This is a genomic window from Rhizobium leguminosarum (assembly GCF_001679785.1).
Taxonomy (GTDB): Bacteria; Pseudomonadota; Alphaproteobacteria; order Rhizobiales; family Rhizobiaceae; genus Rhizobium; species Rhizobium leguminosarum_R.
Window position 1 is genome coordinate 125,964 of record NZ_CP016289.1, and the last position, 19,523, is coordinate 145,486.

Below are 19,523 nucleotides of genomic sequence, written 5' to 3' on the forward strand. Positions count from 1 at the left end.
CATCAGCGGTCGATGCCGACATGAGCCCGGCGCCCCATAGGCCAATGGAAGTCGAAATTTGTCAGCTGTCACGCCAACGTGGCTTACTCGATCAACCATCGCGATCGATACTCAATCGATAGAGGATAGGTTCCGCAAAGTTTCAATTGACCGTTTCCGATGGCGAGGCGACACTCGCAACCTGGAGCGAGGGCAGGAGGAAAACGATGGACGACACAGACCGCTGGCGCGACATGGCAAGCGCACCGAGAGACGGTAGCCGGATCCTCGTCACGATTCGCCCGTCCGAACAGGGGCCGGCAGAAGTTGATCTCGCCTATTGGTCGAACGGCGATCAGTTCGCTGCAGAAGGCTGGCGCGCCTCGGATTCCTCGCCCGGGCACATCATCGAATATGCCGAGCCGGAATTAAAGTGTTGGATGCCGATGCCCTCGGCCAATCGCACCTCGATGCCCTCCCCTTGGGAAGGCGAAGATGACCAGGAGCTTTACGGGTCAGGAATTTAGGAAATCACGCCCCAATCACATTGGTTCGTGCCTCAGCGAACAGGTGCAGAGTGCCGTCCGCCACGACTGCGGCGCGACGAAGTCGCCTGATCAAATTGAGGTTCAACCGTATAGCCTTTTGTTTTTATGCATGTCGTTGTCCCGGAACCGCTGCACACTTCCGGGCGACATGCATTAGGCGCCTACGCCGCGCGCACCCTGTCCCGGCCGCTTAACTTGGCCGCATAGAGTGCTTGATCGGCGCGTCGATAAAGGTCCGACGCGCTGTCTGACGGGGCGCAGGCGGCGATGCCAGCAGAACAGGTGTAGCTGAAGTCGGGAGATTCAGGCAGAGGCCGGGAGAAGCGGATCACCGTCAGCATGCACTCGACAATGGCAATGGCGTCTTCCGGCCCGGTTGCCGGCATCACGAGAAGGAACTCTTCTCCGCCGACCCGACCAAAACAATCGTTGCGGCGAACATTCTGATGAATGCGATGCGCAAAATCGCGCAGGACGACATCCCCGGCATGGTGACCAAGCCGATCGTTGATGTGTTTGAAATTGTCGATGTCGAATACGGCAAGGCATCCGTTGTTTCCGTGCTCAGCGGCTACCAGCATGTCGTCGACGCGTGCCATCACAAAGCGGCGGTTGGCGACACCCGTGAGTTCGTCGGTGTAAGATGCCTTGATCGCCTGATCGCGATCTTGCCGGACAGTCCTGCCATGCGCTCGCAAACTGGTGATGTCGCTCGCAATGCACAACATCCAGGTGCCGTTTTCAATCGTGATTGGACATCGGCTGCGACCTGAGCGACGCTGTTATTGGGAGGCGGACCATCTATTTTTCCGGAGATAGGAGGCCGAAATGGAACAGTACGCATTAGACCAGTTGAAAAGCATCGCAACGGTCAGCCCGACCTGCAAGCGCCTTGAAATGACCCGGCGCGAACGGCTCGAACGGTGGGCCGAAAGTCTCGAAGGCAGCCCCAGACCGTTTCTCAAGACTCTTCACGAAACCGAATATCAGCCGATTGCCGATCGGCTTGCTCTCAGGGATGACGGTACACCGATCTCCGTTGCGTTTGCTGATCCAATGCTGCGGGCGGCAGGAATGGAAAATGACAGCTACGGAGAAGCCAAGCGGTTCTTCGAACTCAGCGATGAGCAATTGCATGATCTTGTGTGCTTCTGCCATTTCGGTGAACGCGTCAGCGCGGCAGTCGTCGCTCGCCGTTTGCGGAAGATGTCAGGTTCCAAACCAGACGGGTTTTTCGCTCAGCTTCGTGCGTGGTTTGCCTGATTGAGGCTAAGAGCCACCATCTGACGTGCTGGTCGGGGATGCATCGATCCCCGTCGGGTCGTTGCTCCTGTGGCATCGACTATCGCTGACATTTTGAGGGGGCAGATTTCTGAAGCAGTTGGTTCCTGCTGGTCAGCAGGAACCAGGTTTTCTGCGCTGGCCGACCGCGCCCCCCAGGGACTTGCGTCAGGGCGTTCACCAGCGGCACCCACATCTATGTCAGCGTGCTGGGGAAAGATGCCTCGCCGAGCGACTATCCAGTCAGAGGCTTGAAGAGGCCGTATCGCTACTTACCGCCAGCTAACCACGCGCTTGCCATTGTAGGTGATTTAACGGAAAATCCTCGGCATGGCCCTTGAGGCCTGGGCAGCCTGCCATGATCGGAGAACGCCGTGCGTCTGAAAAACATTTTGGCCGCAGCAGCAATCGTCTTCATGACACTCGCAGGATGCGCAACTAGCGGATCGGACAACACAACCTATGCACAGCCGCAGGGGATAGGCCCAGTTCGCGGTGAGATAGGCGGCTACTAGAGCATTTCCGTTTTTCTTCGAATCACGGAAGTGCTCTATCTCTTTGTTTTCATGCAATTCCGGACGCAAAACCGCTGTGCACTTTTGCTGGAATTGCTCTAGCCCATCGAGAGTGTTTCGACCGCTTTAGAAACACAGCCTGGCTGTTTGCGACGAACCAACCTCGGCGCTCGATCCGATATCATCGTCGCTGTTCGCGGAGGAAGGCATGACGATGATGCTGGGCCGCAGCCGACGGGACAAATGCAGAGGCGTCGGTTCCGTGCGACAGTAGGGCTTTAAGCCTCAATACTGTCGAGCATCGAATTCCTCAATCGTTTCCGGATCCTGCTTATATTCCCATTGCACACCGTTCAGCCGGCGCCAGATTTGTCCCGATGGGTTTCGGGCTGCGGCGTCGACGAGTGGCACCGGGAGGAGTGTCTCGTGCTTGTGCCAGAGGGTGACGTCAGTGACGTTGGCCTGCTTGGGCTTCCGGAACAGGTTGAAAAGGAGTGCGAAGTCCATGGCCGATTTTCCCCAAGGGATCCGACTATAGGGAAGTTTTTGGTACTTTCAAGTACCATAATTTTGGGAACCCGACGCGCGGAAAATATCGGCGCCACTGCTCACGAGCAAGCATGCGTCATAGATCGAACAAAGGTCAGCTAAGGGGCCCCGATTGCGAACGCAGCAAAGAGGCCTCTGAGGTAGCACAGACGTCTCCAATTCTAGAAGCGCCTACATATCCGCGTTGTCATTGAACGGCAGTCCGCGGGTTCTCCATTCGTCCCTCAGTATATCTTCCAGGTCCTCGACCGTGAATTCGTCGAAGTTTGCCCAGAGCTGCACGGCCAGCGCCTTCAAATTCGACGTTGTTTCTGAGTCAGCTTCGGCCGCCGCGGCAAGCCGATAGATTTCCTGGCGGAGTGCATCGCTCTCTGTCATGTCGCTCCTCATGGCACTGCGCCAGCGCCTCCTGTTCGATAGGAGGCAACGAACAAGGTAATCCCTAAGTCTGTCGCAGGATGCCGGCCTCCTTCGCCGCAGCCTCAAACGCAGCTCGCGCTTCCGCACCGGGAACAACGCCATTCGCCGCGTCCAGGCATACCTTCCGCGCTGTCGTGTAGCTCGCGCTTCTGTTGTCGGGCCAGGATTTCTTCAAAAATGCGACCGCCTCTCGAGCGCTCCTGATGACGTGATGACGATCATCTATCTTCAATTCGACGTTCGCATCCCAGATGCTGATCATGGCGTCCTCCGTGGGGCAGGCTTCCCACAAACGTATATTAGGAAGATCTGTTCCAAGCGGACGATCCGGCCGGAATTTTGGCAGCAGCTTGAGGCTCTTTCGTTTTAACCCAACAACTTAACCCAACAACCGCTCGCGATAGCCGTCGCTGTTGCGCTGCGTCCTACCGCCGTGCTTCGAAAGCTTCGCCTTATCTTCGGCTAAGCGCCTTCGATTCGGCTCTGAAGGGCATTCAAGAAAGTGGGTGAAAGGATGTCGATCCGGCCATGCGAGTCACGTCCCCAAATCGCAAAACGCCCCATCCCCACGCAAAGAGCCCCGCGGTTGTTGCGACCGCGGGGCTCCTTGACGCCTCACCCGGGAGAGGGGTCAGGCGGCCTGTACCTTGCGGGCCGTGCGTGCCCATTCGGGCAGCCAGTCGCCGTGAGTGGCGAGCAGATCGTCGACCAGCGACCAGATCTGGTCGAGGTCGAGTTCGGCTGCCGTATGCGGGTCCATCATCGCGGCGTGGTAGATGTGCTCGCGATTCTCAGTCATCAGCGCCTGCACCGTCAGCTCCCGGACGTTGATATTGGTGCGGATCAGCGCGGTCAGCTGCGGCGGCAGGTCGCCGATGAAGGTCGGCTGGATGCCGGAAGCATCGACGAGGCAAGGCACTTCGGCAGCGCAATTGGCAGGTAGCGAGGTGATGCAGCCATTGTTGCGGACATTGCCGTAGATCACCGAAGGCTCGCCGGTCCAGACCGAGTTGATGATCGAGGAGGCATATTCCTTCGACGGCTTGACCTTGATCTTGTCCGCCGAACGATAGGCCTCCGCCTGGCCTTTCCAGCGCTCGATCTGCTCGATGCAGCGTTTCGGATATTCGTCGAGCGGAATGCCGAATTTCTCGATCAGGTCGTCGCGACCCTCCTTGATGAAGAGCCGGTGCGGCCGGGCATCCGTCGCGGTTTTGAAGAGCGCATGATTATCAAGCCGCAGGCCAACAACCGATTCTTAAATTAGCATCGCCGCACGAAAAGCTTGCATGCAAGCTATAAATCGGATGTCCTGAGAAAGGCTTCTGTGGTGTTGGGCGACCCGGCATGAAAACCCTCGACGCGAGAATTCGGTTTACAGGTGAGCGGCGACAGGTCACTGCCCTTTTCTATGACATCGTCGGCTCGACGGAGCTCTTGTTGCGGAGCGAGCCGGAGAAGTTCTTTCGCTCCGTGTCGGCATTACATCAGAGTGCTGAGACCATCATAAAAAAGCATGGAGGTTTTCTTCATCAGCGGCTCGGAGATGGGGGATGCTGTTTCTTTGGATATCCCGATCAATCCGAAGATGCGGCTGAAAGTGCGGTGCAGGCTTCTTTGGAATTGTTAGGCATTGCAACGAGCACCAAGGGCAAGGCGCACACAGCTTTCAGGCTGCGCATCGGGGTTGCCACAGGTCTTGTCGTATTCTCCACGCAAGGAGACGAGATTGTCGGCACAGCGCCGGTCCTGGCAGCTCGCCTGCAGGCAGAGGCCGAACCGAATTCGGTCCTGGTCGCAGATTCGACCGTTCAGCTCACGCGACACAAGTTCGACTACAACCTAGTGCGGAAGGCCAAACTCAAAGGCTTTGAAGAGCCGGTTGCGCTCTGGCGCCCGCAGGAACGTAATCGATCAACGTCTGCGCTGTCGCCATTCCATGAATGGGACCGGCCGATAAGAGGCAGGGAAAGAGAGCTTGCCGCTCTTTCGAGCGCCTGGAATTCAGCTCTCGACGGCAAGGGCAGTTCGATCACTGTGGTCGGAGAGGCAGGCATCGGCAAATCCAGACTGATCGGCGAATTCGCCCGCAGTCTATCGCAAACTTCGCAGGAGACCCTGATCTTTCAGTGCGGCAGACGCCTGGAGAGCCAGCCTCTGCACCCATTTATGTCGTTTCTTGAGAGGCTTGTGGCTGAACCTGTGGTTCTGAAGGATGGCGATAGCGCGGCTTTCATGCAGGCTCTTCAAACATCCGGCCGACACTTAGACGCAGACATCGTCGACACCATTCTCTCATTTACGTCAGACCGATCGCCGGCGACCTCGCGCAATATTCGCGTGTCGGATCTGTCGGGGCGGGCATTCAGGCGGAAAGTCATCGAAGCCGCTGCCGACATCCTGACGTGCAGAGCGACTGGCGTTCCGACGCTCCTCGTCTTCGAGGATGTCCACTGGGCTGACGGCATGACGTTGGAGCTGATCGATCGGCTTGGATCGCTCGCAGGCAAGTTGCCGATCCTCGTGGTTCAGACATCGAGGATCAGGCGATCCCTGGCACTGGCGACCGAGATAGAATTATCCGGCTTGGCCTCTGCCGCGGTTCGCGATCTCGTCGCCTCGGTCTGGCGTGAGCCTCCCCCGCCGGGCCTGTCCGATTTCATCCTGGATCAATGCGATGGCATGCCGCTCTATGCGGAGGAACTGGCCAACTTCTTCCTGGGAAGGCAACCCCTGGGCAAGGCCTCATCCGAATGGAAAGGGCTGCTTCTGGAAGGTGGCGTCAGCTCGCTGAATGATCTGCTTTCCGCCAGACTCGCGGCGACCGGTTCCGCACGACGCGCGGCGCAATTTGCGAGCGTCATCGGCCGCGAATTCAACATCTCGCTGCTGGCCTACCTTCTCGAAGGGGTCAGCCGGCAGACGGTGGAGGTCGCGGTCGAGCGGCTTGTTTCCCAAGGCATCATCGAGCCTTCATCCGCCACGCCCGGTTCCTTTCAGTTCCGGCACGTACTCACTCAGGAAGCCGCCTACAGCAGCCTTCTCAAAAGCGACAGACGACGCATACACAGGCGGATCGCCGAACTCCTGATCGGAGAAGCAAAGCCCAGTCTGCCGGCTGCCATCGCGGCCTGGCAATGCGCCGAAGCAGGCTTGCACGACGCCGCGGCCAGGTTTGCCCTGGCGGCGGCCGAGGCAAGCGTTCTGCGCTCTGCCATGCACGAGGCGAACGTGTCGCTCGAGCTCTGCGCGCAGGAGGTCGACAGTCTTTCCCGGCGCCATCCCGATCGCACCGAACTGGCATTGGGCCTGCTCGAACTTCAGGGGGTCGTTGCGACTGCACTCGAGGGAGAGGGCTCGGAAAGCGCGCGGCGGGCCTATTCCCGCGCAATGCAGCTTCTGAGGAAACAGGCCTTGGCTGTTCGGTCGAACCATTTCCCGGTCTATTGGGGATGGTGGTTCACGGCGCCCAACATTCTGACGCAGCAGTCTCGCGCGCGCATCCTCGTCGGCGACATGCAAGCGGTCGAAGATCAGGAGACGCGGCTTCAATCCTATCACTGCGGATGGGCGACGAGCTTCCATGCCGGCGAGCACGAATTCTGCCTCGATTGTGTCGCCAGAGGCCTTGATCTCTACGATCCCGAAAGAGCGGTCAGAAATCGCGCCTTCTTCGGCGGACATGATGCCAAGGTCTGCGGCTTGGGCGAGAGCGCCCTGTCCTACCTGCTTCTCAACGATGCCGATGCCAGTGAACATGCGATCAGACAGTGCCTGGACTGGGCGGCCTCGACCGATCATGCCGGGAGCATGGTTCACGCGCTTTATTACGCCATCGTCCTTCGCCGCTGCCAAAGCAGATATGACGATGTCCATGACCTCGGCGAACAAATGCTGGCGCTTGCCGAGCGACACGGCCTCGCCGCCAGCCAGGCGCGCGCCAACATGTATTGCGGTTGGGCGGAGCTGATGACGTCGTTTGCCGAACGGGGTGAAGAGCGTTTCCAACACGGTCTGCTGCTCCAGCAGCAATCGGGCACCGACGACAATTTTTCCATGCACAGCGACATGCATGCGCAGGTGCTGCAGCGGCTCGGCAAGCCTACTGAAGCCCTGGCTACCATTCACAATGCGATCAATGTCGGCCGCAACAGCGGTCAACGGTTCTGGCTGGCCGAACTCTACCGCCTCAGCGCAAGACTGAGACGAGATCTGAACGACCCTCCATCCTTGATAAGGAGAGACCTGACGAGGGCGGTGCAGATTGCCGACGCGCAGGGAGCGGCATGGCTGGCCGAAAGAGCAAAGCGCGCCTTAGACGGACTGCCAAGGTCGTAGGCCAGGAGGAGGCGATGGACCACGGGGTGCTCGACAACATCTTTGATGCCCCTACCCTCTCGCCCCCTGATATCTGGCAGACGGTGCAGCGCATCCTGGCGCGCAAGCACGAATACGGGATCACCAGGCTGGGCTCGGTCACGGAACTCGACCGCATCGGGATCCCCGTCGTCCAGGTTGTCAGGCCGCGCGCCCTTTCCGTCGCCGTCAGCCAAGGGAAGGGTTTGACCTTGCCGCTTGCGGCGATATCGGGCCTGATGGAATCCCTGGAGGGATGGGCCTCAGAGCGGATTGCCCCGGAGCGCGTCTTCAGAGCGGCTTTCCGCGAGATGAACGAGCAGAAATTCTGGTCGCACCTCGGCGTCGGGCGAGAGGCGGAGAGGATTTCCTGGATCGACGGGCTGGATCTCCTTTCGGGCCGGAGAACCCCTGTCCCGCTTGCCCTTGTCGACTCCGCCTACACCGTTCCCTCGCCTCATCCGCATTGGATGCCCAGAGACACCACGGGTCTGGCAGCCGGCACCAGCCTGCAAAGCGCGGCCTTGCATGCCTGCCTGGAGATACTGGAGCGGCAGGCGCGATGCACGGCGATGAAGACGCCGCATTTCTTCGACCGATTCCAGATCGACTCCCGGTCGGTCTGCTCAGGCGGCGCGGGAGAAATCATGCGACGGCTGGCCGAGGCGGGGTTTGTCGTCGGCATCTGGCAAATCCCGGCGCCGCACGCGCTGCCGATCTACTGGTGCCACGTGATGGAAGATGGCGGACGAGCCCCCTTCGCGCCCTTGCCGGCCGAAGGCTTCGGCTGCGGCTTCAGCCACGATCGTGCGCTGACGAGCGCATTGCTCGAAGCGTGTCAATCGCGGCTGGGGGTGATCTCGGCTGCGCGCGACGATATCAGCAGCGAAGTCTACGCATATGCCGATGCTTCGGAGCTCGCCGCATGGCGCACGCAACTCGTAAAGGGCGGCAGCTCCTACAGCCCCGATGAAGGTCCTGTCGCCAGCGGCCACTCCATCCTGCCGATCGTCGAGGCGTTGAAGCTGGCCGGCGCGAAGGCGGCTATTCTTGTGGTTCTTCATTCGGACGATCGCGTCCCTCTTCACGTCGTCCGGGTGGTTGCTCCTCCGCTGGAAACAAATCCGGAGGCGGATCTTGCGTGACGATTTCGTGGTCTTTCTCGGCCCCACCCTCTCCGCGACGGAAGCGCGGAAATACCTGGAGGCGATCTATCTGCCTCCCGTCGGCTGCGGCGATGTCGTGCGCGCCGTGGCGGACTACGCGCCGTCGGCGATCGTGCTGATCGACGGCGTCTTCGCGCAGCGCCCCGCCGTTCGCCACCAGGAAATTCTCTGGGCGATGGCCCGAGGGCTCCGCATATTCGGTGCCGCCAGCATAGGCGCGCTCAGAGCAGCGGAGCTCGCTCCCCTGGGAATGATCGGGCATGGGCTGATCTACCGGTGGTACCGACGGCACCCGCTTGCCGACGATGCCGACGTCACGGTGCCGATGGCTCCCGTCGAGCTGGGCTCGCGCGCATTGGGCGACGCTCTCATCGACATCAGGCTGAGCCTGAAAAAAGCGGCACGCGTCGGGGTCATCGAAAGACGGCTGAGAGACCGGCTTGAGTCACTGGCACGCTCGCTCCACTTCAGCGAAAGGTCGTTCGCCAGGGTTTTCGCGGCGGCAGAAAACAATCTCAGCGCTGTGGACCAGATCGCAGTTCTAAAGGCGTGGCTGAAAGCCGGAGCCATAAACCAGAAGCGAAACGACGCTGTAAATCTCCTGAGATATCTGGCCGATCACAAGATCAATTGTCTGAACGAGCCTCTTTCTTTCGAGTTTGAACTTACGGAATCATTCGCCGATGACATGGAGTACTGCGGAATGCTCGACGCGCTATTGTCGAAATGCCAGTAGTACTGGTATAGTAGAAGATCGCTCGGCGTTGGGCAACGAGCGGTGGGGGCAGCTTTGGATGCCATCACACATTCGCAGGGAGTAGGCGACGGGTCGGCTTTGGAGCGGCCGCTCGGAACGCGTTTCCTTGTCTTTCCGCAGCCATCCTTCATTCCCGGTTACGAAAAGCCCGAAGTGGTGTGGATCGGAGCGTCTGCAGGCCCGATTCTAGCGGGGCCGTCCGACAGCCGGATCTATGTAGCAAATCCCATCGAACCGAAATCGCCCTATGCCGCGCCGTACATCCCACCATATCCCGGCCTTTTGCGGCCGCCTGCAGAGCCGGGGCCCGACGGCCATTTCGATCACATAGGCCCTGGCTCGCCGGCATTTCTTTCGACACACAGCTATGCCTGCGCCCGCCGGGTTCTCGATATCTGCGAGAGCTATGCCGGGCGCCCGATCAGCTGGTTCTTCGAGCCGACGCTGGAACGGCTGGAAATCGTTCCCCGCATTCCCCATTGGCAGAATGCGCAATCCGGCTTCGGCTTTCTGGAGCTCGGCGAGAGCGAGCCGGAAAGCCCGACATCCTGTTTCGCGCTGAATTTCGACGCGGTTGCCCATGAAATGGGGCATCTCATTCTGCTGAGCGAACTTGGGATCCTCGAAGGCGATGGATCCGGCAGCGACTTCTTTTCCTACCACGAAGCGATCGCCGATTTCATATCGCTCTTGGGATTGCTGCAATTCGATACCGCGCTCGACCGGCTGCTTCGGCGCACAAGAGGCAACTTGCTCCTGCACAACGAACTCGACAAATTTGCCGAACTCAGCGACGAAAAGCAGCTTAGATCGCTCAACAACTCGCTTCGCATCGGCGATGTCAGCCAGGAAGTGCACGACCAGTCGAAGCCCTTTGCGGCCGGCCTCTTCGACTGCCTCATCGAGGTTTATCAATCGCTGCTGTTCGAGCGCGGACTGTCGAGCATCAATCCCAGAAAGTTCAGCGATCTTCGCCAGCAGATGGCGCCGGCGCTGATAGAAGAAGGATTTCGGGCATCGGCGACATCCTATAACGTCACGCATTTCGCCACGAAAGCCGCTCTGCAGGAAGCGCGGGACGTGGTGGGCGAGGCGGTGACGCGTTCCTGGAAATTGCTCGATCCGGATAGCCTGACGTTTGAGGCCGCAGCTTCGGCCTTGCTTGAGGCTGCCGAGCGGGGACGCGGGACTGCTTATCTCGACCAGTTCGAAGATTGCATGAGGTGGCGTGGCATTCTCTAACCAGACAACGGGAGGTATCGATGACAGATGACAGCGTCCCCGCTCCAGCGACAGAGCGCTACCAAGCGGATGCCCTAATCCTTTACGGCGTCAAGCTCAACGACAGGAAGGATTACGCTCGCTTCGATTTCGGTGACGGACATCTAAGCGATCTTCGAATGCAATTGTTTCGTGACCAGATCGGAAGTAAGTCCGGAGAGTACTCCATCGTTTTAGCTTATGGTTATGCTTTCGAGGGGCATTGTTATAGGTTCGACTCAACCCGGGTGTTTCTCATTACAGCGGATGTTCCGAGGAACGCCGTCGGATGCGGATTTGATGATCTCGGCTATAAGATGTGGAGCATACGTGCATCTGATGCATTGCTCGAGATATTGATAAGCTATGGCGACGCAAAGACGCTCATCTTAGACGCCAATCTGCCGGGAAAGCGATCACCAAACTCGTATGCAATCACCCTCAGGATGGCACATCGTGATGGCCGTCTCACCCGCGACTAATCCAAAGCAGCGATGGAGAACATCATGGCATTCGTGGTCCACGTAGAAATCCCGTACACCTATGAGGAGTTGTCAATCTACGACGAGGCCGCTTCGAGCCCGTGTGAGGACAACGAAGGGCAAATCATCGGCCGAAATGGTGCAAATAAAACGTATACGTTCTCTGTTAAGGAAGAAAAGAAGAGCAAGCCGCCCGGTTTGATTACGGTAACGGCAACAATTGTTGCCGCAGGCACGGGAACGGTGACCACGGTGACATATCCTATCGCAAAAACCGGTCAGCAATTTGTATTTCCGAACCAGCCGGACAAAACCACTGCCGAAGCAATTCTCGAACATGAAACTTTTCAGAGCTTTGTCGACGCCATCAACTCTGTGCGACAGGCAGTGGCAACGAAGCAACCGAGCCTACCGCCAGACCGGGGGACACAGCCGAAGAAGCAGCGCCAAAGCAAGGCATCGTGACCGCCGATCACTCAATGCCTGTCAAAGCTGAATTCTCATTCGCTATCTCTTCGTAGCCGTGCCGCCAATCACGGCAGACCTCATTCCCAGCAAAGAGCCCCGCGGTTGTTGCGACCGCGGGGCTCCTTGACGCCTCACCCGGGAGAGGGGGTCAGGCGGCCTGTACCTTGCGGGTCGTGCGTGCCCATTCGGGCAGCCAGTCGCCGTGAGTGGCGAGCAGGTCGTCGACCAGCGACCAGATCTGGTCGAGGTCGAGTTCGGCTGCCGTATGCGGGTCCATCATCGCGGCGTGGTAGATGTGCTCGCGATTCTCGGTCATCAGCGCCTGGACCGTCAGCTCCTGGACGTTGATATTGGTGCGGATCAGCGCGGTCAGCTGCGGTGGCAGGTCACCGATGAAGGTCGGCTGGATGCCGGAAGCATCGACGAGGCACGGCACTTCGGCGGCGCAATTGGTCGGCAGCGAGGTGATGCAGCCATTGTTGCGGACATTGCCGTAGATCACCGAGGGTTCGCCGGTCCAGACCGAATTGATGATCGAGGAGGCATATTCCTTCGACGGCTGAACCTCGATCTTGTCGGCCGAGCGATAGGCCTCAGCCTGGCCCTTCCAGCGCTCGATCTGCTCGATGCAACGTTTCGGATATTCGTCGAGCGGAATGCCGAATTTCTCGATCAGGTCCTCGCGGCCCTCCTTGATGAAAAAGGGCGTGTATTCAGCGAAATGCTCCGAGCTTTCGGTGACGAAATAACCGAGCCGCGTCAGCATCTCGTAGCGCACCTTGTTCGGGCAGCGCGGGTTCCAGCCGGGCTTCGGCGCCCTGCCCTCGCGGTAGCCGCGCACGAGATCGGGATAGAGGTCGCGGTAGGATCCGTCAGCCTGGCGATGCTCGAATTTGAGATAGAAGGCCATGTGGTTGATGCCGGCCGCGCGGTAACGGATCTCCTCGTAAGGGATGTCGAGATCGTGGGCCAGTTCCATCGCCGTGCCCTGCACCGAATGGCAGAGGCCGACCTGGCGGATGGTCGGATATTTCTCCGATATCGCCCAGGTGTTGATCGCCATCGGGTTGACATATTGCAGCATGATCGCCTCGGGGCAAACGGCGAGCATGTCCTCGCAGACCTTCCAGAGATGCGGCACGGTGCGCAGCCCGCGCATGATGCCGCCGACGCCGAGCGTATCGGCGATCGTCTGGCGCAGCCCGTATTTCTTCGGAACCTCGAAATCGGTGACCGTGCAGGGCTCATAGCCGCCGATCTGGAAGGCGACGACGACGAAATCGGCGCCTGCAAGCGCCTTGCGCTGGTCGGAATAGGTCTCGGCCTTGGCCTTGACGCCGAGCGTCGAGATCAGCTTGTTGACGACGATGGCGCTTTCTTCCAGCCGCTGCGGATTAAGGTCCATCAGCGCGATCGTCGCGCCTGACAGCGCGGGCCGCTGCAGCACGTCGCCGACGATGTTCTTCATGAAGACGGTGGAGCCTGCTCCGATAAAGGTGATTTTGGGATTTCCTGCCATTATAACCTCCGGCATTCGATAATCATGCTACCTCGAAAGCGGCCTTGACGAGCCGTTCGGTGTAGGCGGTCTTGGGATGGGATAGTACTTCGTCGACGGGACCCTCTTCGACGATCTTGCCATGCTGCATGACGATGACGCGATGGCAGAGCGCCCTGACGACCTTGAGGTCGTGGGAGATGAAGAGGTAACTCAGGCCGCGCTCGTCCTGCAGCTTGCGCAGCAGTTCGATGATCTGCGCCTGGACGGAAAGGTCGAGCGCCGATGTCGGCTCGTCGAGCAGGATGAATTCCGGCTCCAGCGCGATGGCGCGGGCAATGGCGATGCGCTGGCGCTGGCCCCCGGAAAATTCGTGCGGAAAGCGCGACAGGATATTGCCCGGCATGCCGGCAGCAATAAGCGCTTCCCGCACCCGGTCCTGCCGTTCGCCCTTGGTCGCGCCCAGCCGGTTGACGACCAGCCCCTCCTCGATGATCTGGCCGATCGTCATGCGCGGGTTAAGCGATGAGAAAGGATCCTGGAACACCACCTGCATGCGGGCGCGCAAGGGCCGCATCTCGGACCTGGACAAGCCGTGGATCGGCTGATTGTCGAAACGGATTTCGCCACTGTCCGGCGTGTTCAGCCGCAGGATCGCCTGGCCGAACGTCGTCTTGCCGGAGCCGGATTCGCCCACCAGCCCCAGCGTTTCGTGACGGCGCAGCGTCAGGTCGAGGCTATCGACGGCGACAAGCTCACGCATCGCCGGCTTGAGAAAGGTACCGTGACGCATCATGAAGGAGACGCGCACGCCTTTGGCATCGAGGATGACATCCGATCCCTCCGGCAGCGGATTGGCCTGGCCGCGCGGCTCGGAAGCGAGCAGATGCTTGGTATAGGCGTCCTGCGGATTGGCAAACAGCGCTTCGGTGGTGTTGTGCTCGCGCACTTCGCCAAGCTGCATCACATAGACGTAATCGGAGAACTGCCGCACCACGGTCAGGTCGTGGGTGATGAGGATGACGGCCATCCCCAGCTCTTTCTGCAGGTTGCGGATCAGGTTGAGGATCTGCGCCTGCACGGTGACGTCGAGCGCCGTCGTCGGCTCGTCGGCGATCAAAACGTCGGGATCGTTGGCAAGCGCCATGGCGATCATCACCCGCTGGCGCTGGCCGCCGGAAAGCTGATGCGGATATTGCATGAGCCGCGCGGCGGGATCGGGGATCTGCACATGTTCCAGCAGTTCGAGCGCGCGCTTCTGTGCATCCCTCTTGCTGATCCGGCGATGCACGCGGATCGCCTCGACGATCTGGCTGCCGATCGTATAGATCGGGTTCAGCGAGCTCATCGGCTCCTGGAAAATCATCGAGATGCGATCGCCGCGCAGCTTGCGGCGCGCCCTCTCGGAGAATTTCAGGATGTTGCTGCCGTCATAGGCGACCGTCGATTTCTCGGAGACGACGGCGCGCTTCGACAAGAGCCCCATCACCGTTCGCGCCGTCACCGATTTGCCGGAACCGGATTCGCCGACGATCGCGATCGTCTCGCCGCGATAGAGCTGAAACGAGACGTCCTTGACGGCTTCGACCATGCCGTCCTCGACCTTGAAATTCACCGCGACGTTGCGGGCGTCGATGATCGGCGTATCCGAACGGCCATCATGATCGTGGCGGACGGGCGGGGCGAAGGAATTGACCAGTGCAAGAGCCATATCAATCACCTCAATAAGGATCGACCGCGTCGCGCAATCCGTCGCCGAGCGCATTGAACGCGAAGACGGTGACGAGCACGAAGCCGACGGGGGAGAGAATCCAGGGATAGGAGCCGATCACAGAATAGGTCGCCGTATCCTGCAGCATCAGCCCCCAGGAGATCAGCGGCGGCTTGACCGCAAAGCCGAGGAAACCGAGGAAAGATTCCAAGAGCACGACGCTTGGTATATGCAGCGTCACCGCGACGATGACGTGGCTCATCACATTCGGAAAGATGTGCTGCATGATGATGCGTGTGTCGGTGGCGCCGACGGCCATGGCCGCCCTGACATAGTCGATGCGGGCGAGCGCCAGCGTCTTGCCGCGCACCTCGCGCGACATCTGCGCCCAGCCGAGTGCCGACATGACGGCAATGACGAAGGCAAGGAAGACGTTGGTCGGCGCCGTCACCGGGATCAGCGAGGTCAGCGCCAGATAGAGCGGCAGTTGCGGGAAGGCGAGCACCAGTTCGACGAAACGCTGCAGCCAGACATCGAAGGTGCCGCCGAAATAGCCGGACACCATGCCGACGGTCGTGCCGATGATGGTGACGATGAAGACCACCGTCAGGGCAATGGTCAGCGAAATGCGCGAGCCGATGATGGCGCGCGACAGCACGTCGCGGCCGAACTTGTCGGTGCCGAGGAAATGCACCGGCTGGCCGTCGGTCGAGCCGAAGAAGTGGCGGTTGGCCGGGATCAGGCCGAACAGCCGGTATTCGGCGCCCTTGACGAAGAAGCCGAGCAGCCGCGGATTGTCGTAGTCGATGCCGACGACCGGCTGGAAGGTGACCGGATCAAGCTCTTCGGAATCCGACAGCGCATAGACGCGCGGCTGGAAGACGAAGTTGCCGTCCTTGTCGTGGAAGCTCATCACCTGTGGCGGCGCGAAGCCGACATCGGTCGCCTTCGGATCCATCGGCGCGAAGAAATCGGCAAAGATCGCCATGAGGAGCAGGAGCAGGACGAGCACGAGGCCTGCCATGCCGGTCCAAGAGCGCCTCAACCGGCGCCAGACAAGGGCGATATAGCTCTCGTGCCCATGCGATGGCTTGGCCACGATGTCGGTTGTCGGCGGTGTTGCAGAAGAGTCGAAAGCAAGCATCTCAGGCTCCTCCATATTGGCGGACACGCGGATCGAGCAAAGCGAGCAGCATGTCGGCGATGATGTTGCCGACGATCAGCGTGGCCGACAGCACCATCATGAAGGTGGCGGTGACATAGACGTCGCCGACCGCCATTGAGCCGACGATGGCCGGACCGACGGTCGGCAGCGCGAAGATGATGGCGGTCTCGATCTCGCCGGTCAGCATGTAAGGCAGCACGACGCCCTGGTACATCACCAGCGGATGCAGCGCATTCGGCACCGCATGGCGCATCACCACCGCTCCGCCGGAAAGGCCCTTGGCCTTGGCCGTCTCGACATATTGGGCGTTCAGCGTATCGAGCAGATTGCCGCGCATGACGCGCATGTTATAGGCGAGCCCGCCAAAGGTGGCGATCGCCACGACCGGCCAGACATGGCTGACGAGATCGACGAATTTCGCCCAGGACCAGGGCGCCCCGCCATACTGCGGCGAGAAGAAGCTGCCGATCTCGGTCACGTTGAGCTGGAAGACCAGGAGATAGACGATGATCAGCGCCATCAGGAAGCGCGGCACCGTCATGCCGAGGAAGGAAATTCCCGAAAGCAGGCTGTCGATCCAGCTGTATTGGCGGGTTGCCGCCCAGATGCCGAAACCGATGCCGAGTACCGAAGCGAAGAGATGGCAGACGAGCGCCAGAAGCAAGGTCCGCGGCAGGCGTTCGCCGACGACATCGGCGACCGGCTTGTTGTAGAACATGCTGTAACCAAAATCGCCGCGGGTCACGATGCCGCCGATCCAGTTGACGTACTGGACGACCAGCGGCTTATCGAGCCCGTGTTCGACGCGGTAAGCCTGCGCCTGCGCTTCGGCCTGCGCATAGGAGGCGCCCCCCTGGTTGATCAGCTGGGAGCGGATGTAATCGGCATAGTCGCCGGGCGGGGCCTGGATGATTGCGAAGGTCACCACGCTCAGGATGAAGAGAATGGGGATCGCGGAGGCTATGCGCACGAGCAGGAATCGTAACATCAGACGGTTCGCTTCTCCTTGCCGCCAGTCGCTCCTTGTCAGCGCGGCCGGCTCGTTGGTTTTGCCCGGCCGCGCGCTGCACGCGCGGCCGGAAGCTCACTTCAGCTGGGAGGGAGCTCTCCAGCGCGTCGCATCACATGCGACGCGCTTTAACTCTTTGTTTCCGGGCGGCATGCATCAGTTTATGGGACCCTTCTCGCCGGGCTTGCCGGGCAGCTGCTGCGGGAACAGCTCGTATTTGCCCTGCTTGTCGGCGGCCACCCACATGCGTTCGCGGATCACCGAGTCTTCAGCCCAGTTGAACATCATGATCGGCGTGCCCTGTGGCACGTTCGAGAACCGCTTGTTGATGATGAGCGCGCCCGGATATTCCGTCAGGCCCACCGTGTTGACGTGCTCGGTCGAGATTTTCTGGTACTGCTTCATCAGGTCGACGCGCTCGTCATTGCTCTGGCTCGTCCTGAACTTGTTGATGACGTCGATAAGCTCCTGTTCGAAGGGCATCAGATCGAGCTTGTCATCCTTGCCGGCGCGGTGGTGCCAGCTGGTGCGCGGACCGACAGGGGCGAGCTGCTCGGTGTTCTGCACCACCGACGACAGTTCCGTCGTGTTGCGCTGGATCAGCCAGTCGAAGCGGCCGGCATAATGGGCGTCGTCCCGCTTGGCGCCGTCGAGCGCATTGATGACGATCTTCAGGCCGAGCTTCTCCATCTGGCCGACGACACCTTCGGCAAGGCTCTTGTCGGTCGTGTACTGATTGTTGATCAGCATGACGATTTCGACATCCTTGCCGCCCGCCGTACCGGCCGGGAAGTTCACGACGCCGTTGCCGTCGGTGTCCTTGAGGCCGGCCTTGGCGAGTTCGGCCTTGGCGCCTTCAAGATCAAAGGGATAGTAGACGGTCGAGTTGCGGTCGTAGAAGCTGGTGCCGGAGGAGAGCCCGCCGGGATAGATCGCGGTGAACGGTCCCTTGACCAGCGAGTCGCCGATCGCCTTGCGGTCGAGCGCCATGGTGACGGCCTTGCGGAAATCCTCGTTGCGGTTCAGCTCGCGGATCGCCTGACCGCGCTCGTCCGGGTTGCCCCAGCCATTGGCGGAAAAGTTCATGCGAAGATTGTAGCCGATGAGGCGCGGGCCGAAGGCAAGGCGGGCGGGTGCGGTTTCTTCCGCGGCACGCTTCAGCGAGGCGACGAAGTTTTCCGGCTGCTCGAGGTTCGAGATGTCGGCGGATCCGGCCACGGCCTGAACGTCGCGGTCGGCCCAGGTCGAGAGCTTGTAGTGCAGCTCGTTCAGATAAGGCAGCTGATTGCCCTTCTCGTCGACCTTCCAGTAATAGGGATTGCGGCGCATGACGATGATGTCGTCGGAGCGATATTCCACCGGCACCCAGCCGCCCATGACCGGCATGTTCATGAACTCCGGCGGGAAGGCGTTCTTGAACTGGTCGTAGGTGTTCTTCGAATATTTCGGATGCTTCGGCTTCAGGATATGCGACGGACCCGGGCAGAAGTTCGGGTAGGACATCGTATAGAGATATTGCTTCGGGAAGGCCTCCTTGAAGGTCCATTCGACGGTGTAATCGTCGATCTTCTTCAGCGTCGTCCCGGTGCCGAAGGCCTCCGGCGAGGCGCCGCCGCCAAGCGGCGAGACATTCGGATCGATGACTTCATCTTCCCAGTAGAACATGATGTCGTCAGCGTTGAACGGCGCGCCGTCAGACCATTTGGCGCCTTCGATCAGGTGCATGGTCAGCTTATGGCCGTCTTGCGACCAATCCCAGCTCTTCGCGAGGTTCGGCAGCGGCTCGGTATCGGAGGCCTGCACCTGGAAAAGCGGCGCGGTGCGCGTCAGGCATTCGGAAAGGCCGATATCGATGCCGCCCCAGCCCTGCGTCTGGCCGGCGCCATAGTTCCAGCCTTCCGGCCGGCCGCCGATGACGTGGCGCATCGTATCGCCGTAGACACCGATGCCGTCTGGCATATTGCCTGTCTTGAAGACCAGAGGCTCCTTCGGCAGGCGGTCCTTGACCGGCGGCAGCTTGCCGGTGGCGACGAAATTCTTCGTGACCCAGTCGGGCTCGTGATATTCGGGCAGCGCCTTGAACTCCAGGATGGAGTCACGCGCCACATAGTTGATCTTGCCTTCGGCGGGGAAGTCCGCCGGCGCCGGTGGAATGGTTGGCTCGGAGGCATATGCATTCAGCGCCGCGGCTGAGACGCTGAGCGCCAGTCCGGCCAGGATGCCTGCGTTACGGAAATTCATCATCGTTTCTCCCTCTTGTTCCGGAGCACGGCTCACGCGGCTCCTTTTCCTCGAACGACATGAAAGCGGGCCTGACGCCATGGATTTCCCTCCCGGAAACCCATGACGACCCACTTTC

Annotated in this window: 16 protein-coding genes and 2 pseudogenes; 8 read left to right on the plus strand and 10 right to left on the minus strand. The window is 60.2% G+C overall.

Annotated features, from left to right (window positions below; all coding sequences use genetic code 11):
* Window positions 1–206 precede the first annotated feature (206 nt).
* Entirely contained in the window at window positions 207–506 is a 300-nt protein-coding gene (locus BA011_RS32135) for a hypothetical protein (RefSeq protein WP_065283845.1), read from the plus strand.
* Between the two features lie 182 nt (window positions 507–688).
* Here BA011_RS32135 and BA011_RS32140 read toward each other — a convergent pair.
* Window positions 689–1,261, minus strand: a pseudogene (locus tag BA011_RS32140) (GGDEF domain-containing protein); the annotation flags it as partial.
* Window positions 1,262–1,355: 94 nt separating this feature from the next.
* Between BA011_RS32140 and BA011_RS32145 the strand changes: the two are divergent.
* Window positions 1,356–1,790: a hypothetical protein gene (locus BA011_RS32145; RefSeq protein WP_027665692.1), complete on the plus strand. Its 435-nt coding sequence runs from the start codon at window positions 1,356–1,358 to the stop codon at window positions 1,788–1,790.
* A gap of 818 nt (window positions 1,791–2,608) precedes the next feature.
* Here BA011_RS32145 and BA011_RS32150 read toward each other — a convergent pair.
* From BA011_RS32150 to BA011_RS32165, 4 genes and pseudogenes are all read right to left on the minus strand, one after another.
* Window positions 2,609–2,830, minus strand: coding sequence for a hypothetical protein (locus BA011_RS32150; RefSeq protein ID WP_017992210.1), 222 nt, complete (start codon window positions 2,828–2,830; stop codon window positions 2,609–2,611).
* Between the two features lie 213 nt (window positions 2,831–3,043).
* Window positions 3,044–3,250, minus strand: a complete 207-nt coding sequence (locus BA011_RS32155; protein WP_027687847.1) for a hypothetical protein — start codon at window positions 3,248–3,250, stop codon at window positions 3,044–3,046.
* A 64-nt stretch (window positions 3,251–3,314) separates the two neighbouring features.
* Entirely contained in the window at window positions 3,315–3,554 is a 240-nt protein-coding gene (locus BA011_RS32160) for a DUF982 domain-containing protein (RefSeq protein ID WP_065283846.1), read from the minus strand.
* A gap of 369 nt (window positions 3,555–3,923) precedes the next feature.
* A pseudogene (locus BA011_RS32165) lies at window positions 3,924–4,475 on the minus strand (alpha-glucosidase/alpha-galactosidase); the annotation flags it as partial.
* A gap of 164 nt (window positions 4,476–4,639) precedes the next feature.
* On the opposite strand from BA011_RS32165, the gene BA011_RS32170 reads away from it, so the two are divergent.
* Genes BA011_RS32170 through BA011_RS32195 form a run of 6 tightly spaced genes read left to right on the plus strand, consistent with a single transcriptional unit; the run spans window position 4,640 to window position 11,778 of the window.
* On the plus strand, window positions 4,640–7,630 hold the full coding sequence (locus BA011_RS32170) for an ATP-binding protein (protein ID WP_065283847.1): 2,991 nt from the start codon (window positions 4,640–4,642) through the stop codon (window positions 7,628–7,630).
* A 14-nt stretch (window positions 7,631–7,644) separates the two neighbouring features.
* The gene (locus BA011_RS32175) at window positions 7,645–8,793 is read left to right on the plus strand and encodes a YcaO-like family protein (RefSeq protein ID WP_065283848.1); all 1,149 of its coding nucleotides are present in this window, start codon (window positions 7,645–7,647) and stop codon (window positions 8,791–8,793) included.
* Window positions 8,786–9,550, plus strand: a complete 765-nt coding sequence (locus BA011_RS32180; RefSeq protein ID WP_065283849.1) for a TfuA-like protein — start codon at window positions 8,786–8,788, stop codon at window positions 9,548–9,550. Before BA011_RS32175 ends, BA011_RS32180 begins: the two co-directional genes overlap by 8 nt.
* A gap of 54 nt (window positions 9,551–9,604) precedes the next feature.
* Window positions 9,605–10,813, plus strand: coding sequence for a hypothetical protein (locus BA011_RS32185; RefSeq protein ID WP_237352804.1), 1,209 nt, complete (start codon window positions 9,605–9,607; stop codon window positions 10,811–10,813).
* A 20-nt stretch (window positions 10,814–10,833) separates the two neighbouring features.
* Complete coding sequence (locus tag BA011_RS32190) at window positions 10,834–11,313, plus strand: hypothetical protein (protein ID WP_065283851.1); 480 nt, start codon at window positions 10,834–10,836, stop codon at window positions 11,311–11,313.
* A gap of 24 nt (window positions 11,314–11,337) precedes the next feature.
* A complete protein-coding gene (locus BA011_RS32195) occupies window positions 11,338–11,778 on the plus strand; it encodes a hypothetical protein (RefSeq protein ID WP_065283852.1) in 441 nt (146 codons plus the stop codon).
* 151 nt (window positions 11,779–11,929) lie between these two features.
* Here the strand turns inward: BA011_RS32195 and BA011_RS32200 are convergent, their stop codons facing one another.
* The 5 genes from BA011_RS32200 to BA011_RS32220 all read right to left on the minus strand — a co-directional run bounded on the left by BA011_RS32200 (window position 11,930) and on the right by BA011_RS32220 (window position 19,408).
* Window positions 11,930–13,300 (minus strand): alpha-glucosidase/alpha-galactosidase, encoded by a 1,371-nt coding sequence (locus BA011_RS32200; RefSeq protein WP_065283853.1) that lies wholly within the window; start codon window positions 13,298–13,300, stop codon window positions 11,930–11,932.
* A 22-nt stretch (window positions 13,301–13,322) separates the two neighbouring features.
* Window positions 13,323–14,990 carry an ABC transporter ATP-binding protein gene (locus BA011_RS32205; RefSeq protein WP_017957905.1) on the minus strand — a complete coding sequence of 556 codons (1,668 nt, stop codon included), beginning with the start codon at window positions 14,988–14,990 and terminating at the stop codon, window positions 13,323–13,325.
* A gap of 10 nt (window positions 14,991–15,000) precedes the next feature.
* Window positions 15,001–16,134: an ABC transporter permease gene (locus tag BA011_RS32210; protein WP_065283854.1), complete on the minus strand. Its 1,134-nt coding sequence runs from the start codon at window positions 16,132–16,134 to the stop codon at window positions 15,001–15,003.
* 1 nt (window position 16,135) lies between these two features.
* Window positions 16,136–17,143 (minus strand): ABC transporter permease, encoded by a 1,008-nt coding sequence (locus BA011_RS32215; protein ID WP_017957903.1) that lies wholly within the window; start codon window positions 17,141–17,143, stop codon window positions 16,136–16,138.
* Between the two features lie 177 nt (window positions 17,144–17,320).
* Window positions 17,321–19,408: an ABC transporter substrate-binding protein gene (locus BA011_RS32220; RefSeq protein ID WP_065283855.1), complete on the minus strand. Its 2,088-nt coding sequence runs from the start codon at window positions 19,406–19,408 to the stop codon at window positions 17,321–17,323.
* Window positions 19,409–19,523 lie beyond the last annotated feature (115 nt).

Excerpts from the sequence above, each read along its gene's own strand:
- BA011_RS32135 (WP_065283845.1), top strand. The coding sequence starts at position 207 with ATGGACGACACAGACCGCTGGCGCGACATGGCAAGCGCACCGAGAGAC.
- BA011_RS32145 (WP_027665692.1), top strand. The coding sequence starts at position 1,356 with ATGGAACAGTACGCATTAGACCAGTTGAAAAGCATCGCAACGGTCAGC.
- BA011_RS32150 (WP_017992210.1), bottom strand. The coding sequence starts at position 2,830 with ATGGACTTCGCACTCCTTTTCAACCTGTTCCGGAAGCCCAAGCAGGCC.
- BA011_RS32155 (WP_027687847.1), bottom strand. The coding sequence starts at position 3,250 with ATGACAGAGAGCGATGCACTCCGCCAGGAAATCTATCGGCTTGCCGCG.
- BA011_RS32160 (WP_065283846.1), bottom strand. The coding sequence starts at position 3,554 with ATGATCAGCATCTGGGATGCGAACGTCGAATTGAAGATAGATGATCGT.
- BA011_RS32170 (WP_065283847.1), top strand. The coding sequence starts at position 4,640 with ATGAAAACCCTCGACGCGAGAATTCGGTTTACAGGTGAGCGGCGACAG.
- BA011_RS32175 (WP_065283848.1), top strand. The coding sequence starts at position 7,645 with ATGGACCACGGGGTGCTCGACAACATCTTTGATGCCCCTACCCTCTCG.
- BA011_RS32190 (WP_065283851.1), top strand. The coding sequence starts at position 10,834 with ATGACAGATGACAGCGTCCCCGCTCCAGCGACAGAGCGCTACCAAGCG.
- BA011_RS32195 (WP_065283852.1), top strand. The coding sequence starts at position 11,338 with ATGGCATTCGTGGTCCACGTAGAAATCCCGTACACCTATGAGGAGTTG.
- BA011_RS32200 (WP_065283853.1), bottom strand. The coding sequence starts at position 13,300 with ATGGCAGGAAATCCCAAAATCACCTTTATCGGAGCAGGCTCCACCGTC.
- BA011_RS32205 (WP_017957905.1), bottom strand. The coding sequence starts at position 14,990 with ATGGCTCTTGCACTGGTCAATTCCTTCGCCCCGCCCGTCCGCCACGAT.
- BA011_RS32210 (WP_065283854.1), bottom strand. The coding sequence starts at position 16,134 with ATGCTTGCTTTCGACTCTTCTGCAACACCGCCGACAACCGACATCGTG.
- BA011_RS32215 (WP_017957903.1), bottom strand. The coding sequence starts at position 17,143 with ATGTTACGATTCCTGCTCGTGCGCATAGCCTCCGCGATCCCCATTCTC.
- BA011_RS32220 (WP_065283855.1), bottom strand. The coding sequence starts at position 19,408 with ATGATGAATTTCCGTAACGCAGGCATCCTGGCCGGACTGGCGCTCAGC.